We start from the raw sequence: 15,980 nt of genomic DNA on the forward strand, positions 1-15,980 counted from the left end.
CTGGTCCCTCGACACCCTCGGGCGCCCGATAGAGAGGGTGGTTCTCCCCGCGCGAGCGGGGCTGGTCCCACCGGATGTCCTGGCACGGGTCCTCGGGATCGGTTCTCCCCGCGCGAGTGGGGCTGGTCCCGGGAACACCTCGGAGTTGCTGAGCCTCCTGCGGTTCTCCCCGCGCGAGCGGGGCTGGTCCCGGCACGCCGTCGACCATGGCCTTGGTGACAACGTTCTCCCCGCGCGGGCGGGGCTGGTCCCGGGGCTGCGCTGTATCGCGCCGTCCGGACCGCGTTCTCCCCGCGCGAGCGGGGCTGGTCCTGAGACCTGGTACCAGATGACTGAGCGGGTTTAGTTCTCCCCGCGCGAGCGGGGCTGGTCCCGGACAAGGTGTCGATCACGTGGATTTCGTAGCGTTCTCCCCGCGCGAGCGGGGCTGGTCCGGGCTAAGTCGCAGTGGATCGCCGGTGCGCTCGGTTCTCCCCGCGCGAGCGGGGCTGGTCCAGGCCCCCGAGCAGACTGGTCCAACGCGCCCCCTCGCCGTTCTTGGTGGCGTCTTCACCTCCGCCAGCAGCGGCTTCGGCAGGTCCGGAACGCCTTGGCGCACCAAGGCAGAAAGCCTATATGCGACAGGAAGGGACTAGGCCACCTCTTGCTCTGGGTTGGTCGTGCTGTCCGGAGCATTCTCTGGACGAACCACAGCTACCAGAGCCCGCGACGTCCTCGCGCCGACCCGAAGTTGCTTCCGAAGTGTCTCCGCGGAGATCGGGCGCTGGTGGCGTCGCCAGTGTTCGACGTCCGCGCGTCGAGCCCGCTCCACGAGTTCCCCGTCAAGATCAGCGATCCGACGGGACACCACTCGTACCCGTTCATCACTCAGCGTCGAGTACCGCGCTGCCTGTTCGACGCCGCCCCCCTTCGGCTCTGCTGACGAGGAGGTGGATAGCTGTACTGATCCGAGTTCTGTGTTTGCAGCACTCAGCGCACGAAGCAGGCCAGGGCCAGCCTCGGCCCATCCGATCAACAGGAGCGGGCCGACCGCGTCGAACGCTGCCTTACCCCATTGACCAGCGCATACCGGGTCAGCGACGTTCAGCAGCAGAGTCACGGCGCTCGCCGCCAGCAGCAGGCGTCGCGCTGGCCGCAACACGTCATCGCTGGCCCCGGACAGGGCCAGGTGACGCGTACCGACGAGCAACCCCAGCACCGTTAAGTCAACAGCTGGCGCGACCAGCGGCGCCACGAACACCGGCACCTGCAGCTTCAGCGCCAGATTCAACACGTTCCCGAACCCAAACAGGAACGTGAGACCAATGACCAGCCCCATCATGACCGTGACAAACCGAGCTACAGCCTGTGAGTTGGTACTCATGACGGGCTCCCACCTGAGCCCGAAAGCTCCAAGCTCGCCTCAATCACCAACGTGCCGCTGAAGAGTCCCTGGTCAGCCCCGTTCCCATCCTTTGCTAGCCCTGCCGAGGGCACGCACCCACACCATCCGGACATCGAGCACTGGAGCCGCCTCAGCGCCACACTCGCGAGCGCCGCACGCCACCAGGAGAGCACTACATGATCTTGCAAAGTCATCAGGCATCGCCTGACCTACGGCGTCGCCGCGCAATCCCAACGGTCGCGCCAAGCAGCAGCTCACGAGCGCCTGAGCGCTGTGTGGATGCTGTACGTGCCCCGGACGGGGATCGAACCCACACTGGGTCGATTTAGGAGCGGCAGTTATCGATACTCGTCATTCCCTGCCGTTCCGCGCATGACCTTGCCCGGTTCGAAACTTTAACGAGCACCGCCACTCATTGATCATCACCCGCTGACGTCCATCTTCCGGGGGAAGACGGGGTTTGATCTTCCATGCGACCGGACCCGGCCGGAGTTTACTCGTTGCGCGACCACAATTTGACCAAACCCCAAAGAGTGAACTTTCGCGCCGAACATCTGTTTGCAAAATTTAGCTTAGGGTAAGCATATGACAGCGTTGAAGTTCGGCCCTGCGTAGCCACGCGCATACCATACGAGGCAGTAGTCGGCGGAATATCACTCATTAGAGCGCCTATATATAGATGATCAAGATGCTCAACTGCCCTACATGTTGTGCCTCGGTTGTTCATGCCGCTTGCGCGGAAGGGTATCGCCAGGTCAAGCTGACCTATGCGCACCGATCACGATGCGTGAACAAGATCGAAGCTGGAGAACACGTTGAAATTCAAGATCATCGCAAGCGGCTATCAGTGGTACTTCAACATCATTGCCACCAATGGCAATGTGCTGGCGACCAGTGAGCGCTACCACAACAAGAGCGACGCGGTTCATGCAGCACAGCTGATCATCAACCAGGCTAGCGGCGGAACGATCACCCAGTAATGGACAAAGCCCCGCATTCCGAAGTGCTACCAACACCTCGGACTGCGGGGCCCTTGCAAGATATCCCCGTGCTACGCGGAGGTACACCCCCTATTCGGGGGCTTCGCCTCTGACCATCAAATGAGTCGCGTTTCGGCATCTTGTCGACCTGGCGTAGCCCGATCACGCCGTGTTAAGGGGCCCGTCCTGCCGTCAGAACCTGCCGCCAGAGTCGCCCCCTTGACAAGGCGTGATTATCCCCTCCGGGAGGTCGACGGGATGCCGCCTGGCCACCCACGGACGTAACTCGCGTGCCTACGCTGGCAATCTCGGAGACCTGCCCGTCCGGCGGATCACTTCCTACCGCTGAGGCAACCTCGGCACAGTGTCGCACGTACACAGGGTGGGCGAGCGAGGGGAAAATGATGATCTATCGGGGCGATGACTGGCGGCGGAACCGACCGTGGCGGAGGTCGACGCCGCGCGGGCATGGTTACGCCATTTCGGTGTGCACGTGGAGACGCCGAGCAGGCTGCTCAGCGTCCGGATCGGCGCCCGCCGGCCGGCCAATACACCGGCGAGGATGGCATGGCTCGCGGGCTCGGCAGTAGCGGGTGCAGCGCTGACGCTCGCATTCGGTCTCCTCCAGATGCTCCCCACTGTGCAGGGCGGAGAGATGACCGAGAGCCGGTACTTTTACTTTATTCTCGCCGCGATCCAGCTGGGGACCTGGTTGTCCGTTCGGCATCGCGAACGGCAACTTGGCGGCTTGCCTGTCGTGGACCGGCGTTCGGGACGGCCGTCGGTCCTGAAGGTCATGAGTGGCTGGTATCTGGCCTCGTTGCTGATCACCTTCGTCGGTGGTGCGGCGCTGGCCGTGGCCATGTACTTCACCACGTCGGCACAGACCTATGCCTGGAGCTGGCTGGTCGCACTCGGCTGGGCCGCGATGTGCTGTGCCGTAGTCCTCGTCGGAACGTTGAGTCGCCGGGTCCGTGCCGAAGACACCTTGTCGGCGGCGGTCGATACGGTGCTGCGGAGCAACGACCTCCTTTACGCCATGCCCGGCGTTTACACGGTATTTATTCTGATCGACCCGTTGTTCAGCCACCGATCGCCGGAGGAGTTCACCTGGTGGCTGGTGCTCTACGCCGTTCTCGCAGCCGTCACGACAGCGGCCGCCTTCCGGCAGCAGTGGCGGCGCGCCGTCCCGCAGCGGCTCCCAGACACCTATGGGACCGAGATTAACGCCGCTCTCAGAGGAGACAGTGGCAAGGAGCCTGGGGTCCAACCCGGTCCGAGAGCTTGAGCGAATCGAAGGTGGGAAGCCCTCGACTGAGCGACGTAGGTGGTTGGAACGGCACGAAGCGGATTCGAAGGCTGCAGTAAGGGCGGTGTCGGCACTTCGGGAACGTCGGCTCCTAGCGGAGGAAGCGGGGCGCTGTCCGGCCAGCGCGGTACTCCCGGACACACTGGGCGGCTCAGTTCCCGGCAGATCGCCGATCAGCTCGGCCCTCGATCCCCCAAGACGTCTACATGGACAGGACGATGGTCTCCCGCGACAGCGCGATCGCCCTGGAAGCATGTGGTTCAACGACGATCAGACCAATTCCGGGGGGTAAACCGGGGGCCGGTCAGGACGAGCAAGATCAGAAAAAGCCCTGACCTGCTCGGATGGTGCCCCGGACGGGGATCGAACCCGCACTGGGTCGATTTTAAGTCGACTGCCTCTGCCAGTTGGGCTACCGGGGCACGGGCCAGCCTAAGCGATGCCGCAACCCGGTGATGACCTAGTTCGCCTTCTCGGCTTGGCGATACTTCAACCAGCTGTTTCCGACGAGGTCCCAGATGGCTTGGTACTCATCGAACTTCTCGCGCAGGACGGCCTGATCCAGCTCTTCCGCCGGGGTCGAAGCGATGTAGTAGGTCAGCTCGTCGCGCAGCCGGTAGAACTTGTACTGGCCTTCCTCCATCAGCACCCACAGGGAGCGCCAGGCGAAGAAGGGTTCGAGCACGTTCACCACGGTCACGACGGCGACCAGTGCGAACGCGGTCCCGGTCCAGGGATTCAGGTTCTGCAGACCGAGGATGATCGTGGAGGTAGCGGACAGGACCAGCGCCAGGATCCTCAGGACGACTGACCTGGTGCGGAAACGGCGTTTGCGGATCCGCGCGTACTTCGTGCCCTGTTCGATCCTCGCCACGAGATCGTTCGCGAGTTCGAGCGGACTCAGCCCGGGTTTGGGGAGAGCGGACTGGATGGGCGGCTTCAGCTTCCGGAATGCCTGCACCCGCACACCTTAAACGCCGTGAAGGCCTCCTTCCCTACGCTCAAGGTAGGGAAGGAGGCCTTCACGGAGCTACGAACTCAGGACTTCGACAACCGGTCGAACTCCTCGCGCGGGTTGTTGATCTGACCGAGCGAGATGACCTCGCGCCGGAACAGGCCACCGAGCATCCAGTCGAACAGGATGCGGATCTTGCGGTTCCACGTCGGCATCGCCTTGAGGTGGTACGCGCGGTGGAAGAGCCAGGCCGGGAAGCCCTTGATCTTCAGGTTCAGCGCGTCGGCGACACCCTTGTGCAGGCCGAGGCTGGCCACCGCACCCAGGTTCTTGTGGTAGTAGTCCTTCGGCTTGCCGCCGCGGATCACCTTGATGATGTTCTTCGACAGCAGACGTGCCTGGCGAACGGCGTGCTGCGCGTTCGGCGGGCAGGTCGCGGTCGGGTCCTGCTCGGTCCGCGAGAGGTCCGGCACGGCGGCGTTGTCACCGGCGGTCCAGACGTCGGGGTGGCCGACGACCTGCATCGCGGCGGTGGCCTCGACGCGGCCGCGCTTGTCCAGCGGCAGGTCCGAGCTGCCGAGCACCGGGTTCGCCTTCACGCCGGCGGTCCAGATGATCGTGTCGGTGTCGAACTCGGTGCCGTCCGAGAGCACGACGTGGCCCTTTTCGAACGACTTCGCCGCTGTCGACAAATAGACTTCGATGCCGCGCTTCTCGAGCTGCTCGACCGTGTAGACACCGAGCGTCTCGCGCACCTCGGGGAGGATCCGCCCGGCCGCCTCGACGAGCACCCAGCGGATGTCCTCGACCTTGAGGTTCGGGTAGTAGTTCTCCACCGCGAACCGGGTCATGTCCTCGAGCTCGGCGAGCGCTTCGATGCCGGCGAACCCGCCCCCGACGACGGTGAACGTCAGCAGGCGCTTGCGCTGCTCGGGGTCGAGCGTGCTGGCGGCCTCGTCCAGCTTCGTCATGACGTGGTTGCGCAGGTAGATCGCCTCGCCGATGGTCTTGAAGGCGATGCCCTCTTCGACCAGGCCCGGGATCGGCAGGATCCGGGCGACGGCGCCGAGCGCGACCACGAGGACGTCGTAGTTCAGCTGCTCGACGTGCCCGTCGGCGGCTTCGACCGTCACGGCCTTGCGCTCGTGCTCGATCTTCGTCACACGTGCGGTGAGCACGTGGCAGCGCTTGAGCACGCGCCGCAGCGGCACGACCACGTGCCGCGGTTCGATCGCACCGGCCGCCGCCTCGGGCAGGAAGGGGGCATAGGTCATGTGCGGCTGCGGGTCAACGACCGTCACGGACGCTTCGTTGGCCCGGAGCATCTTCTGAAGCCCGTACGCCGTGTAGAGCCCGACGTACCCACCACCAAGGACGAGGATCCGTGTCGGTTCCGACTTAACACCAGCCATATTCCTATAGTCGCACCCATGAGCTGAGATCGCTCGTGTACCCCATCTCGCTGTGACCAGCGTCGCCACGGTTTCCGCACCGATTCAGTTCAGGCCCGCCACGGACGTCGCGGAGGCCAGGACGTCGCACACCATGTCCAGCGTCAGCCTGCCGGTCTGGACATTGCGCTGCGACACGTGGTAGCAGCCGAAAAGCCGCAGGTCCCCGAGCGCGACTTCCGCCCCGTGGCCGAATTTCGGGCGTGGCGTGGGCACCGGCCAGCCGGCCTCCGCCAGGACCGGCAGCAGCGCCTGCCAGCCGAACGCACCGAGCACGACGACCGCTTTCAGGGTCGGTCTCAGCAACGCGAGCTCGGCCGCGAGCCAGGAGCGGCACGTGTCCCGCTCCTCAGGAGTCGGCTTGTTAGCCGGCGGGGCGCAGCGGACCGGGGACACGAGCCGTGTCCCCCGCAGTTCGAGGCCGTCACCGATCCGGGTCGACGTCGGCTGCGAAGCCACACCGACCCGGTGAAGCGCCCTGAAGAGAACGTCACCGGACGGGTCACCGGTGAACATCCGGCCGGTCCGGTTCGCGCCATGTGCCGACGGGGCGAGGCCGACTATCGCCAGCGACGCGTCCGGCGGGCCGAATCCGGGCACGGGCCTGGCCCAATAGGTGTCGCCGGCGAAGGCCGCGCGTTTGACCACGGCGATCTCCTCACGCCACGCGACCAGCCGGGGGCAGGCGCGGCAGCCGACGACCTCGGCGTCGAGTTCGGCGAGCGAGTGGAACTTCACGCGGCGATCGCCTCCTTCAACGCGTCGCGAGCTAGGCGATCGGCGTGCCGGGTCGTCTCCGGCTGCCGGAACGCGGGGCACAGCCGCAGCACCTGGCGGCAGGCGTTGTCCAGGGAGATCTTGTGGCCGACGGACACGTAAACGGGCTTCACCGCGTCCTGGGTGCGCAGGACCATGCCGACGACCTCGCCGCCGTCCAACAGGGGCTCTCGGGCGCCACGCTCTCGTCCGGGTTCGCCGTGCTCACCGATGAACCGGGTCTTGCCGACACCGAGGGTCGGCACACCGGTCACGACCCCGACGTGGCACGCCAGCCCGAACCGGCGCGGGTGGGCCAGGCCGTGCCCGTCGCAGACCAGGAGGTCCGGCGTGTGCTCGAGCGCGCGCAGGGCTTCGAGCAGCAACGGCAGCTCTCGGAAGGCGAAAAGCCCCGGTTCATAGGGGAACGAAACCTCGGAAACCACGGTTCGCTCTTCCACCACGCGGAAATCCGCGTCAAGGGTGACCGCGGCGGCGGCGATCAGACCACTGGCCTCGTCGTAAGCGACGTCCAGTCCGGTGACCGTGACGATCTCTTGTGGACAGCGATCCTCGAGATCGACCAGGCCACGCAGGCTTTCCTGGATTCCGATCGCCTCGGCGGCCGTGTTCGGGCGATCTTGTGCAGCGACGATGTCCACCCGTACAGACTGCCAGTAGGTTGGAACCATGCCGGACACCAAACCCGATGAGGACACCGCCGCCGAGAAGGACACCACCGCGGCGGAAACCAAGGTCGACCCGATCGACGACCTGGTCACGACGAACCACACGCTGACGCTCAAGCGGCGCAAACTCGCCTACACGGCTCAGACCGGTCGGATCGTCCTGCGGAAGGAGGTCATCACCGACGGCAAGTCCGAAGGCCACAAGGCCAAGGCCGAAGTGTTCGTGACCTCCTACACGCTCGATGACGCGGAGCCCGGTACACGCCCGGTCACGTTCGCGTTCAACGGCGGGCCCGGCTCGGCGAGCATCTGGCTGCACATGGGCCTGCTCGGCCCGCGCCGAGTGCTGTCCGGCGACGTCGACGACCCGGTCGCGCCGCCCTATGGGCTGACCGACAACCAGGAAACCCTGCTCCTGCAAAGTGACCTGGTGTTCATCGACCCGGTGTCGACCGGCTATTCGCGTGCCGTGGACGGCGAGCAGGCCAAGGATTACCACGGGTTCACGGCCGACATCGAGTCGATCGGCGAGGTCATCCGGCTCTGGGTTTCCCGCAAGCAGCGCTGGCTTTCGCCGAAGTTCCTGGCGGGCGAGTCGTACGGCACGCTCCGCGCGGCCGGGCTCGCGGCGCATCTGCAGGAACGCCACGGGATGTACCTGAACGGGCTGCTGCTGATCTCGTCGGTCCTGGACCTGGGCACGCTGCGGTTCACCGAGGGCAACGACCTGCCGTACACGCTCTACGTGCCGACGTACGCCGCTATCGCGCACTACCACGGCCTCCACGGCGATCGCCCGCTCGACGACGTCCTCGCGGACGCCGAGGACTTCGCCGCCAAGGAACTCCCCTGGGCCCTCGCGCGCGGCGCGCGTCTGTCCACACAGGATCGCGCCGAAGTCGTGGCGACACTCGCTTCCTTGACGGGATTGAGCGAGTCCTATGTGGACCGGGTGAACCTGCGGATCGAGCACGTCCGCTACTTCACGGAACTGCTCCGGGACAAGGGCCTCGCCGTCGGCCGGATGGACGGCCGGTTCACCACCTGGGAACCGGACGGCGGCCGCGAGCACATGAGCGACGACCCGTCGATCTCGCGGATCATCGGCGCCTACGCAGCCGGACTGAACCACTACGTGCGCGCGGAACTGGGTTACGAGAACGACCTGCCTTACGAAGTCCTCTCGATGGACGTGTTCAAGGCCTGGTCGTACTCCGACTTCGAGGGCCGCTCGGTGTCCTCTGTGGACTCACTCGCCTCGGCCATGCGGGCGAACCCGCACCTGCGGGTCCACGTCGCCTTCGGTCATTACGACGGCGCGACGCCCTACTTCGCTTCGGAGCACGTCCTTGCGCGGCTGGAGATCCCCGAGGAACTGCGGGAGAACATCGACACGGCGTACTACCCGGCCGGGCACATGATGTACGTGCACGAGGAGTCGCGGGTGCAGCAATCGAAGGACCTGGCGAAGTTCATCAAGGCCGCTTCGCCCGGGAAGTAGCTCGCGACCACCCAGCCGGGATGCTATGAACGGGCCTTTCCTTGCAAATTTTGCAAGGAAAGGCCCGTTCATAGCACGCTGGTGCCGAGTTTTGTCGGACCTGCGGGCCACCGTGGTGGCATGTACCTATCTAGAGCTCCACTCGCAGACTCATACCTTCGTCAACACAGCCGACATGGCGTGATACGGGTGGCAACCCTGGAGGAACTCGGGGTGCCACAAAGCACGTCGTACCGAAGATGCCAGCCTGGCGGCAGGTGGACTCACCTGTTGCCGGGCATCGTCCTTCTGTCGAAGGAACGGCCGACCGCGAGGCACCGGGTCGAAGCCGCACTCATGCACACCGCGGGCCGGGGCGTCGTCACAGGATTCGAGGCTGCGCGTCGCTACGGCCTGCGGCAAGTCGACCCACACGGCACGGTCCACATTCTCATCCCCGAACCGGGACACATCCGAAGCGCCAAGTTCACAATCGTCGAAAGAACAATCGACATGCCCGAACGTCGCGTGCTCGAAGGAGTCCCGCTGGCCGTTCCAGCACGCGCTGTCCTGGACGGGGTGAGACGCATACGTGAGGTCGAACCGGTACGCGCTCTGCTGATCGAGTCCGTCGAAACGGGCTTGTGCTCAGTCGGCGAGCTGAGCGCCGAACTCGAGTCAGGCAGCCGCCGGGGTACTGCACTTCCCCGTGCCGTTATTCGAGAACTCGAAGCCGATGTCAAGTCCGTACCCGAAGCGGCCGCCATAGAGATCTGGAACCGTGCGGGATTGCCTCCAGCCGAGCGGAACGTCAAGATCTACGATGCTCACGGCAACTACGTAGGCAAGCCCGACTCGTGGTGTGACGAGCTCGCCATGGCGTGGGAGGTCGACTCATACGCGCACCATTTCGGCAGAGACGCATTCCGAAGAACGCTCCATCGCAATAATCGGTATGCGGCTGCCGGGATCTGCGTCGTGCAGACACTGCCATCCCGGATACGCGATGAGCCTGACAAGGTCATCGCCGAGCTTCGTGCCGCCGCTGAGGCCGCTGCACAACGCCCGCGGCCGAACGTCTCGATGGGCGGCAGCAGCGAACGAGCGGCCTGACCCAGGGTTCCGATGCTATGAACGGCCCGTTCCTTGCAAAATTTGCAAGGAACGGGCCGTTCATAGCACTAAACAGGACACTTCACGCGGGTTGGGGTGTGGGTCAGCCTCGCACGTACTGTGCGCCGTGCTTCACGGCCGACCAGGCGTCGACGGCACCGTGGCCGTAGAAGCCGTTGAACGAAGCGTCACCGGTGCAGGTGGCGGTGAACGACGCGTCCCGGCCTTCGTCGAGGTAGTCCACGGTCCGCGGCACCGGGCAGGCGATCTCGGACGCCGTGCCCTCGAGCACCCGCTGCACCGCGTCCGGGTTCATCCCGAAGTCACGCGAACCCTTGCCGTACTGCGAGACGATCAGCGCGGCGACACCGGTGGCGTGCGGCGACGCCATCGACGTTCCCTGCAGCCACTGGTAGTAGCCGACACGGCCGTCGGCGGCGGTCGCCTTCTGGACGCCGGCGGTGACACCGGCCGGGGTGATATTCCCGGCGGCGTCGATGTTGCCTTCCGCGACGCCGACGTTCCGCGGGTACGTCGAGAGGATCTGATTCTCGACCGTGCGGAACCACGGGGTGCCGAAGTAGTCACGGAAGTATCCGCCGGGTGCGGAGACCGAGATCTGCTCGACGCCGTAGTTCGAGTAGTCCGCCTTCGCCTGCGACGGCCCGAAAGCCGAGACGCCGATCGTGTGCGGGCCCTCGACGGGCAGTGAGAGGCAGCTCGCGTTGTCGATCTGCCGCGGGTGCGCGCTGTTCGACGGATAGTCCGGGCTCGTCGCGTCCGGCTGCGGGGCGCCGAGGTCGGTGTGCTGGTTGCCCAGCGAGACGACCTGAGAGACACCCTTGCGGTGCGCGTAGTTCAGCGCGCGCGTCGTCGCCTCGATGATGGTCCGCTGCTCGGCCTGCTGCGCGGGCGTGTCGGCGGCGTTCGAGGCGCAGTTGTAGAGCCACGGGTCGGTGTAGAAGCTCATGTTGACGACGTCCACACCGGCGTCGCCGGCGTAGGTGATCGCGTCCACGGTCGGCTGCAGGAAGAAGAAGCCCGAGTCCTGTCCGGCGCGGAGGTTCACCAGCGACACGTTCGGCGCGACGCCCGAGACGCCGAAGCCGTTCGCGGCGGCGCCGATGGTGCCGGCGACGTGCGTGCCGTGGCCGTTGTCGTCGACGTCGGACGGGTCGACACAGCCGCGGTATTCACACGGTCCATCGACGGGCTCGCCGTTCACGTCGGCGACGATGTCCTTGGTGAAGTTGCGTGACGTGGCGCGGTCGAAGTTCGGCGCGATGTCCGGGTGGCTCGCGTCGACGCCGGTGTCGATGACGCCGACCTTCACCCGCTTGTCACCGGGCTGAACGGTGCGCGAAAGGTCCGAACGCACGGACTTGAGGCCCCAGAGCTGATCGTCGAGCGGATCGAGGCCCACGGCCTTCGGCTGCGCCGGCTTCTTGGCCTTCGCGGCGCCGCGGCTCTCCTTCTCGACGACGTTCGGCTTGACCTTCGTCTTGGCGTCCTTCGGCGCGGTGCCGATCGGCTTCGCCTTCGCGGCACCGAAAACCGAACGGTCCGCGGAGACCCGCTCGGCGAAACCGTGAGCGGGAGCGGTCGCGGTGATCAGGCCGACCGCGGCGTTGCTGGCCACGACGGTGCCGCCGGCGGCGCGAACGGCGCGCTCCACCGAGGACACGCTTTGTCCTTCACGGGCCAGCACGGAGAATTCGGTCGTCGCCCCGGAAAGCTGTGGCTGCGCGGAAGCCATGGGGGTGGCGACGATTGCACTGAACAGCGGTACCGACAGTGCGATCACAAGAGATCTGGGTCTTTTCACTTCTCGCCTCCTGAAGAAAACGGTTCGTGCAAACTACGCCGGCGATCGATGCTTATCAATGAAGTCCAGACGAAAGTCAGGGGACGACCGTCTTTTCCTCGGCGAAATGACAGGCGGACAAATGCCCACCGGTCCGGACGACCAGTTCGGGTTCCTGGTCCGCGCAAATGTCCTGGGCCTTCCAGCACCGCGTACGGAATCGGCAGCCGGACGGCGGATCCAGCGGACTCGGCACGTCCCCTTCGAGGCGAATCACCTGACGCTGCCCACGCAACGCCGGATCCGCGACGGGCACCGCGGACAGCAGCGCCTGCGTGTAGGGATGCGACGGATGCTCGTAGATCTCCTCTTCCGTCCCCATTTCCACGATCTTGCCGAGATACATCACCGCGACCCGGGTGGAAAGGTGACGAACCACCGAAAGATCGTGTGCGATGAACACGTAGGAAAGGCCGAATTCCTTCTGCAGTTCACCGAGCAGGTTCATCACCTGGGCCTGGATCGAAACGTCCAGCGCCGAAACCGGTTCGTCGCAGATGATGACCTTCGGCCGCAGGGCCAGCGCCCGCGCGATCCCGATGCGCTGGCGCTGCCCGCCGGAGAACTGGTGCGGATAGCGGTTGATGTGCTCGGGGTTGAGCCCGACGACGTCGAGCAGCTCCCGCACCTTCGCCGCCCGGGATCCCTTCGGCGCCACGTCGGTGTGGATCTCGAAGGGCTCGCCGATGATGTCGCCGACGGTCATCCTCGGATTCAGCGACGTGTACGGGTCCTGGAGCACGATCTGGATCTCGCGCCGCAGTCTCCGCAGCTCGGCGCCGCGCATCGAGAAGATGTCGCGGCCTTCGAAGGTCGCGAGCCCGCCCGTCGGCTCCTCGAGGCGCATCAGCACTTGGGCCAAAGTGGACTTTCCGCAGCCGGATTCTCCCACCACGCCCAGGGTTTCCCCGGGCATGAGATCGAAGGACACCCCGTCGACAGCCTTGACGTGACCGATGGTGCGCTTGAAGAGCACACCGGCCCGCACCGGGAAGTACTTCACCAGATCCTGGACGCTCAGAATGGGTTCAGGCACGGCTGCTCACCACCTCGTCGGCGAAGTGACAGGCACTGACCCGGCCGAAGCCGAGGCTGTGCAGGGCAGGCCGTTCGGACTCGCACCGGCTTTCCGCCCGGGCACAGCGCGGATGGAACGGGCAGCCAGGCGGGATGTTCAGCAGGCTCGGCGGCAGCCCCTTGATCGTCTCCAGCGTCTGGCCTTTGAGATCCAGGCGTGGCAAGGAATTCATCAACGCCTGGGTGTAGGGATGCCCTGGCGAACGGAACAGCTCGGTGACGTCGGCCTGTTCGACGATCCGGCCCGCGTACATCACCGCGATCCGGTCGGCGACCTCGGCGACCACCGCCAGGTCGTGGGTGATCAGGACCAGCCCCATCCGCCGTTCGGCCTGGATCTCCGCCAGCAGGTCCATGATCTGGGCCTGCACGGTGACGTCCAGCGCGGTCGTCGGCTCGTCCGCGATCAGCAGATCCGGGTCGAGCGCGAGCGACATCGCGATCATCGCGCGCTGCCGCATCCCGCCCGAGAACTGGTGCGGGTACTCGCGGATCCGCCGGGCGGCGGCCGGGATGCGGACGATGTCCAGCAGTTCGATCGCGCGCTTACGGGCGTCCTTTTTGGACATCCCGAGCCGGACGGTCAGTTGTTCCTCGATCTGGAAACCCACGGTGAAGACCGGGTTCAGCGCGGAAAGCGCGTCCTGGAAGATCATCGCGATCTCCCCGCCCCGGATCTCTCGCCGCCGCTCTTCGGTGGCGGTGAGCAGATCCTCGCCGCGATACCGGACGGCGCCGCCGGTGACGACGGCGGGCGGGCTGTCGAGGATCCCCATCACCGTCTGCGCGGTCACGCTCTTGCCGGACCCCGATTCTCCCAGCACGGCAAGGGTTTCCCCGGCGTGCACGGCGTAGTCGACACCGTTGAGCACGGTCGCGACACCGTCCGAGGTACGGAACTCGACGTGGAGGTTCTCCACTTCCAGCAGCAATTCGTCGGTCAAGGCGATCACCGGGCCTTCGGGTCGAGCGCGTCGCGGATCCCGTCACCGAGCATGACGAAGGCGAGCACGGTGATGGTGACGAAGCCGGCGGGGAACAACAGCATGTGCGGGATGACCCGGAAGTAGTCCCGCGCGTCGCTGATCATCACGCCCCACGAGACGACCGGTGGCCGCACACCGACGCCGAGGTAGGCCAGTGTCGCTTCCGCGCCGATGAAGGCGCCGAGCGCGATGGTCCCGTAGACCAGCACCGGCGCGACCGTATTGGGCAACAGATGCCGGAACACGATGCGCGGAGTACTCGCGCCGAGCCCCCGGGCGGCTTTGACGTAGTCGAGTTGCTTGGCCACCAGCGTCGCCGACCGCATGATGCGCATCGCCACCGGCCAGCTCAGCGCCGCGATCGAGATGACGACCTGCACGATGATGGTGACCGCGCCGGGATTCGTGCCGGGAGCGTTGAACGTCGTGAGGATGACGATCGCGCCGAGCACGAACGGCAGCGCCGCGAAGATGTCGCCGACCCGGGAGAACAGGCTGTCGACGAGACGGCCGTAGTACCCGGCGATGATCCCGATCATCGAACCGAACACCACGGTCAGCAAGGTCGCGAGCACACCGACCAGCAAGGACGCCCGCGCGCCGTGGATGGTCCGCGCGTAGACGTCGTAACCCTGGTTGTCATAACCGAACCAGGCGTCCGCGGACGGGCCTTCGTTGGCGTGCGCCAGATCGCTGAAACCTGCCGAACGTGAGCTGAACAGGTCCGGCGCGATCGCGATGAGCACGACGAGCAGGATGATGGCGCCGGAAATGAGGAAGGACGGCTTGCGGCGCAACTGCCGCCAGGCGTCGCCACCGAGACTGCGCGGCTTGTGCGCCGTCGCGGAATCGTCGGCGACTCCGGCGGCCGCGACGTCCACAGAGGACACGCCACCGGCCACATTGGGGTCAGTCATAACGGATCCTCGGGTCGAGAACGGCATAGAGCAGGTCGACGGTGAGGCTCACCAGCAGGTACACCACCACCAGCAGGACGACGACGCCGGTGACGGTCGCGCCCTCCCGGTTCTGGATGCCGCGGAAGATGAGGCCACCGATGCCGTTGATGTTGAACACGCCTTCGGTGACGATGGCCCCGCCCATGAGCGCGCCGATGTCGGTGCCGATGAAGGTCAGCACCGGGATCACCGAGTTGCGGAGCAGATGCACACCGACGACGCGGCTGCGCGGCTGTCCTTTCGCGACGGCCGTGCGGACGTAGTCGGCGTGCCGGTTTTCGGCGATGCTCGTCCTGGTCAGTCTGGCGATATACGCCATGGACAGGCTGCCCAGCGCTATGCCGGGAACGATCAGTTCGCCGACCGTGGCGTCCTCGGACACGCTCGCGTCGATGATGCCCAGTTCCGAACCCAGGACGATCTGCAGCACGATCGCGGTGACGAACACCGGGATCGAGATCAGGAACGTGGTGGACATCAGCACGAGATTGTCGAGGAATCCCTTGCCCCGCAGGCCGGTCAGGATACCTGCGGACAGACCGATGATCGCCTCGATGGCCACCGCGATGAGCGCGAGCCGGACGGTCACCGGATAGGCGTTCCCGATCAGCTCGCCGACCGAGACACCGTTGAAGGTCTCGCCCCAGTCACCGGTGAACAGGTTGCCGAGGTATTTGAAGTACTGGACGAAGATCGAGTCATCGAGGTTGAACTTCGCGGTCATCATCTCGATGTAGGCCGGCGGGCAGGCGACCTGCCCGCATTTGCCGGCGAACGGATCGCCGGGCACGGCCCACACGAGGGCGTAGATGAGGAAAGTGGTGCCGAAGAAGACCGGGATGAGCTGGAGTAGACGACGAAGGATGTATTGAGGCATGGGCGTGCCGTCCTGGAGATCGCGTGGTGGGAGCCGGGGGGCCGGCCGGCCATGAGTGGCAAGTCGTGTCAGCGCACGACTTACCGCTCACGACCGGCGC

Annotated in this window: 14 protein-coding genes, 1 tRNA gene and 1 CRISPR repeat array (1 of these 16 only partly in view); of the genes, 4 read left to right on the forward strand and 11 right to left on the reverse strand. The window is 65.6% G+C overall.

The window, feature by feature from the left end:
* Positions 1-495: direct repeats of the CRISPR family, unit length 28 nt; unit sequence GTTCTCCCCGCGCGAGCGGGGCTGGTCC (it extends 1,240 nt beyond the left edge of the window).
* Between the two features lie 136 nt (positions 496-631).
* Positions 632-1,363: a hypothetical protein gene (locus tag ACLJRL_RS07045; protein WP_410655248.1), complete on the reverse strand. Its 732-nt coding sequence runs from the start codon at positions 1,361-1,363 to the stop codon at positions 632-634.
* 836 nt (positions 1,364-2,199) lie between these two features.
* On the opposite strand from ACLJRL_RS07045, the gene ACLJRL_RS07050 reads away from it, so the two are divergent.
* Together ACLJRL_RS07050 and ACLJRL_RS07055 are read left to right on the forward strand one after the other, a co-directional pair.
* A complete protein-coding gene (locus ACLJRL_RS07050) occupies positions 2,200-2,364 on the forward strand; it encodes a YegP family protein (protein ID WP_410655249.1) in 165 nt (54 codons plus the stop codon).
* A 442-nt stretch (positions 2,365-2,806) separates the two neighbouring features.
* Entirely contained in the window at positions 2,807-3,652 is an 846-nt protein-coding gene (locus ACLJRL_RS07055; protein WP_410655250.1) for a hypothetical protein, read from the forward strand.
* A 366-nt stretch (positions 3,653-4,018) separates the two neighbouring features.
* On the opposite strand, the gene ACLJRL_RS07060 is transcribed toward ACLJRL_RS07055, so the two are convergent.
* From ACLJRL_RS07060 to ACLJRL_RS07080, 5 genes are all read right to left on the reverse strand, one after another.
* Positions 4,019-4,095, reverse strand: a tRNA-Leu gene (locus ACLJRL_RS07060).
* Between the two features lie 38 nt (positions 4,096-4,133).
* On the reverse strand, positions 4,134-4,634 hold the full coding sequence (locus ACLJRL_RS07065) for a DUF4231 domain-containing protein (RefSeq protein WP_410655251.1): 501 nt from the start codon (positions 4,632-4,634) through the stop codon (positions 4,134-4,136).
* Positions 4,635-4,711: 77 nt separating this feature from the next.
* Entirely contained in the window at positions 4,712-6,040 is a 1,329-nt protein-coding gene (locus tag ACLJRL_RS07070) for an NAD(P)/FAD-dependent oxidoreductase (protein WP_410655252.1), read from the reverse strand.
* An 84-nt stretch (positions 6,041-6,124) separates the two neighbouring features.
* Entirely contained in the window at positions 6,125-6,817 is a 693-nt protein-coding gene (locus tag ACLJRL_RS07075; RefSeq protein ID WP_410655253.1) for a uracil-DNA glycosylase, read from the reverse strand.
* A complete protein-coding gene (locus ACLJRL_RS07080; RefSeq protein ID WP_410655254.1) occupies positions 6,814-7,497 on the reverse strand; it encodes an endonuclease V in 684 nt (227 codons plus the stop codon). The genes ACLJRL_RS07075 and ACLJRL_RS07080 overlap by 4 nt, the downstream gene beginning before the upstream one ends.
* 28 nt (positions 7,498-7,525) lie before the next feature.
* On the opposite strand from ACLJRL_RS07080, the gene ACLJRL_RS07085 reads away from it, so the two are divergent.
* Together ACLJRL_RS07085 and ACLJRL_RS07090 are read left to right on the forward strand one after the other, a co-directional pair.
* A complete protein-coding gene (locus tag ACLJRL_RS07085; RefSeq protein WP_410655255.1) occupies positions 7,526-9,025 on the forward strand; it encodes a S10 family peptidase in 1,500 nt (499 codons plus the stop codon).
* Between the two features lie 270 nt (positions 9,026-9,295).
* A complete protein-coding gene (locus ACLJRL_RS07090; RefSeq protein WP_410655256.1) occupies positions 9,296-10,117 on the forward strand; it encodes a hypothetical protein in 822 nt (273 codons plus the stop codon).
* A 103-nt stretch (positions 10,118-10,220) separates the two neighbouring features.
* Here ACLJRL_RS07090 and ACLJRL_RS07095 read toward each other — a convergent pair whose 3' ends face one another.
* From ACLJRL_RS07095 to ACLJRL_RS07115, 5 genes are all read right to left on the reverse strand, one after another.
* Positions 10,221-11,873, reverse strand: a complete 1,653-nt coding sequence (locus ACLJRL_RS07095) for a S8 family serine peptidase (RefSeq protein WP_410655257.1) — start codon at positions 11,871-11,873, stop codon at positions 10,221-10,223.
* A 145-nt stretch (positions 11,874-12,018) separates the two neighbouring features.
* A complete protein-coding gene (locus ACLJRL_RS07100; protein WP_410655258.1) occupies positions 12,019-13,017 on the reverse strand; it encodes an ABC transporter ATP-binding protein in 999 nt (332 codons plus the stop codon).
* Positions 13,010-14,002: an ABC transporter ATP-binding protein gene (locus ACLJRL_RS07105; RefSeq protein ID WP_410655259.1), complete on the reverse strand. Its 993-nt coding sequence runs from the start codon at positions 14,000-14,002 to the stop codon at positions 13,010-13,012. Before ACLJRL_RS07105 ends, ACLJRL_RS07100 begins: the two co-directional genes overlap by 8 nt.
* A 5-nt stretch (positions 14,003-14,007) precedes the next feature.
* Positions 14,008-14,961 (reverse strand): ABC transporter permease, encoded by a 954-nt coding sequence (locus ACLJRL_RS07110; RefSeq protein ID WP_410655260.1) that lies wholly within the window; start codon positions 14,959-14,961, stop codon positions 14,008-14,010.
* Entirely contained in the window at positions 14,954-15,880 is a 927-nt protein-coding gene (locus ACLJRL_RS07115; RefSeq protein ID WP_410655261.1) for an ABC transporter permease, read from the reverse strand. Before ACLJRL_RS07115 ends, ACLJRL_RS07110 begins: the two co-directional genes overlap by 8 nt.
* Between the last annotated feature and the right edge of the window lie 100 nt (positions 15,881-15,980).

It is taken from the genome of Amycolatopsis sp. lyj-112 (assembly GCF_046549055.1).
Taxonomy (GTDB): Bacteria; Actinomycetota; Actinomycetes; order Mycobacteriales; family Pseudonocardiaceae; genus Amycolatopsis.

Excerpts from the sequence above, each read along its gene's own strand:
- ACLJRL_RS07110 (WP_410655260.1), bottom strand. The coding sequence starts at position 14,961 with ATGACTGACCCCAATGTGGCCGGTGGCGTGTCCTCTGTGGACGTCGCG.
- ACLJRL_RS07115 (WP_410655261.1), bottom strand. The coding sequence starts at position 15,880 with ATGCCTCAATACATCCTTCGTCGTCTACTCCAGCTCATCCCGGTCTTC.
- ACLJRL_RS07070 (WP_410655252.1), bottom strand. The coding sequence starts at position 6,040 with ATGGCTGGTGTTAAGTCGGAACCGACACGGATCCTCGTCCTTGGTGGT.
- ACLJRL_RS07045 (WP_410655248.1), bottom strand. The coding sequence starts at position 1,363 with ATGAGTACCAACTCACAGGCTGTAGCTCGGTTTGTCACGGTCATGATG.
- ACLJRL_RS07085 (WP_410655255.1), top strand. The coding sequence starts at position 7,526 with ATGCCGGACACCAAACCCGATGAGGACACCGCCGCCGAGAAGGACACC.
- ACLJRL_RS07095 (WP_410655257.1), bottom strand. The coding sequence starts at position 11,873 with ATGGCTTCCGCGCAGCCACAGCTTTCCGGGGCGACGACCGAATTCTCC.